Here is a 2,528-nt window from a genome sequence, read left to right as displayed (position 1 = left end):
GCGCAGCTGGCGCAGGACGGCATCAAGCTGGACACCGAGGGCTACCGGCTGCTGGTGAACCCGACCGGCCGTTTCGAGATCGGCGGTCCGATGGGCGACGCCGGCCTGACGGGCCGCAAGATCATCATCGACACCTACGGCGGGATGGCCCGCCACGGCGGCGGCGCCTTCTCCGGCAAGGACCCGTCCAAGGTCGACCGCAGTGCCGCGTACGCGATGCGCTGGGTGGCCAAGAACGTGGTCGCCGCAGGCCTGGCCGCGCGGTGCGAGGTGCAGGTCGCGTACGCCATCGGCAAGGCCGAGCCCGTCGGCCTCTTCGTGGAGACCTTCGGCACCGGCACCCTGCCCGACGAGCGGATCCAGGAAGCCGTGTCGAACGTGTTCGACCTCCGCCCGGCCGCGATCGTCCGCGACCTCGACCTGCTTCGGCCGATCTACGCCCAGACCGCGGCCTACGGCCACTTCGGCCGCGAGCTCCCGGACTTCACCTGGGAGCGCACCGACCGCGTCGACGCGCTGCGCAAGGCCGCGGGGGTCTGACATGCGTATCGCTGTCACCGGATCCATCGCGACCGATCATCTGATGACCTTCCCCGGCCGGTTCGCCGAGCAGCTGCTGGCGGACCGCCTGGACCGGGTCTCCCTGTCGTTCCTCGCCGACCACCTGGAAGTGCGGCGGGGCGGAGTGGCGGCGAACATCGCGTTCGGCCTGGGCATGCTGGGACTGCGCCCGTTGCTGGTGGGCGCGGTGGGCGGGGACTTCGAGCCGTACCGGGTGTGGCTCAAGGACCATGGAGTCGACACCGACTCCGTCCGCGTGAGCGACACCCGCCACACCGCCCGCTTCGTCTGTACCACCGACCAGGAGCAGAACCAGATCGCGACCTTCTACGCGGGCGCGATGGCCGAAGCCCGCGAGATCGACCTGCGGGAGGTCGTGGCCCGCACCGGCAGGCCCGACCTGGTGCTGGTCTCGCCGGACGACCCCGAGGCCATGCTCCGCCACACCCGCGGCTGCCGGGAGCTGGGCATCCCCTTCGCCTCCGACCCCTCGCAGCAGCTGGCCCGGCTCAGCCGCGAGGAAGTGCGGGAACTGGTCGACGGGGCGCAGCGGCTGTTCACCAACGAGTACGAGTCCGCGCTGCTGTGCGAGCGGTCCGGGCTCACCGAGGAACAGGTGCTGCGCCGGGTCGGCTCCTGGGTCACCACCTGCGGCGAGGCCGGCGTACGCATCCGCGGCGTGGACCGCGAGCCGCTGGCGGTGCCCGCGGTGGAGGTCGCCGAGGTCGTCGACCCCACCGGCGTCGGCGACGCCTTCCGCGCCGGCTTCCTCGCCGGGACCGCCTGGGGCGTGCCCGAGCGGTACGCGGCCCGGCTCGGCTGCGCGGTCGCCGCGACCGTACTCGACCACACCGGCACCCAGGAGTACCGCCTGGAGCGGGAGCCGCTGCTGGCCCGGCTCCGCGCCGCGTACGGCCCGGCGACCCCGACGGAACTGTCCGCACACCTGGGGGCACTGGAATGAGACGGTCACGGTCACTGCGAGAGGAGTTCGCGACCCGCGTCGTGGTCGCGGACGGCGCCATGGGCACGATGCTCCAGGCCGCCGACCCGACGATGGACGACTTCCTGGGGCTGGAGGGATGCAACGAGGTCCTCAACCTCACCCGCCCCGACATCGTCCGCGCGGTCCACGACGAGTACTTCGCGGTGGGGGTGGACTGCGTCGAGACCAACACCTTCGGCACCAACCTGTCCGCACTCGCCGAGTACGGCATCGAGGAGAAGGTCTACGAACTGTCCGAGGCCGGAGCCCGCATCGCCCGCGAGGCCGCGGACGCGTTCACCGCGCGCGACGGCCGCCCCCGCTGGGTCCTGGGCTCCATGGGGCCGGGCACCAAGCTGCCCACCCTCGGCCACGTGGGGTACGAGCCCCTGCGCGCGGCCTACCAGGAGAGCGCCGAGGGGCTGATCCGGGGCGGCGCGGACGCGCTGCTCGTGGAGACCTCGCAGGACCTGCTCCAGACCAAGGCCGCCGTCATCGGCGCGCGGCGGGCGCTCGACTGGTGCGGTATGGGGGACCTCCCGCTGATCGTCCAGGTCACGGTGGAGGCGACCGGGACGATGCTGCTGGGGTCGGAGATCGGGGCGGCGCTGACGGCGCTGGAGCCGTTGGGGATCGACATGATCGGTCTGAACTGTGCGACCGGTCCCGCGGAGATGAGCGAGCACCTGCGGTATCTGGCGCGCAACGCGCGCATCCCGCTGTCGTGCATGCCGAACGCGGGCCTGCCCGTCCTCGGCAAGGACGGTGCGCACTACCCGCTGTCCGCCTCCGAGCTGGCCGACGCGCAGGAGACCTTCGTCCGCGAGTACGGCCTGTCGCTGGTGGGCGGCTGCTGCGGTACCACGCCGGAGCACCTGCGGCAGGTGGTGGAGCGGGTGCGGGGCGCGGCCGTCACCGAGCGCAGCCCGCAGCCCGAGCCGGGGGCGGCGTCGCTGTACCAGACGGTGCCGTTCCGGCAGGA

General features: G+C 72.5%; 3 protein-coding genes. All 3 read left to right on the top strand.

Going from position 1 to position 2,528, the window contains the following annotated elements; genetic code table 11:
- On the top strand, nucleotides 1-540 hold a 540-nt coding region (locus AB0D45_RS34705; RefSeq protein ID WP_362466665.1), incomplete at its 5' end, for a methionine adenosyltransferase domain-containing protein.
- A gap of 1 nt (nucleotide 541) precedes the next feature.
- Nucleotides 542-1,525 carry a carbohydrate kinase family protein gene (locus tag AB0D45_RS34700; RefSeq protein WP_362466662.1) on the top strand — a complete coding sequence of 328 codons (984 nt, stop codon included), beginning with the start codon at nucleotides 542-544 and terminating at the stop codon, nucleotides 1,523-1,525.
- On the top strand, nucleotides 1,522-2,528 hold a 1,007-nt coding region (locus AB0D45_RS34695; RefSeq protein ID WP_362466659.1), incomplete at its 3' end, for a homocysteine S-methyltransferase family protein. The genes AB0D45_RS34700 and AB0D45_RS34695, both read left to right, overlap by 4 nt.

The sequence above is a fragment of the Streptomyces sp. NPDC048352 genome (genome assembly GCF_040651895.1).
Taxonomy (GTDB): domain Bacteria; phylum Actinomycetota; class Actinomycetes; order Streptomycetales; family Streptomycetaceae; genus Streptomyces.
This window is presented reverse-complemented; position numbering and strand designations above follow the sequence as displayed.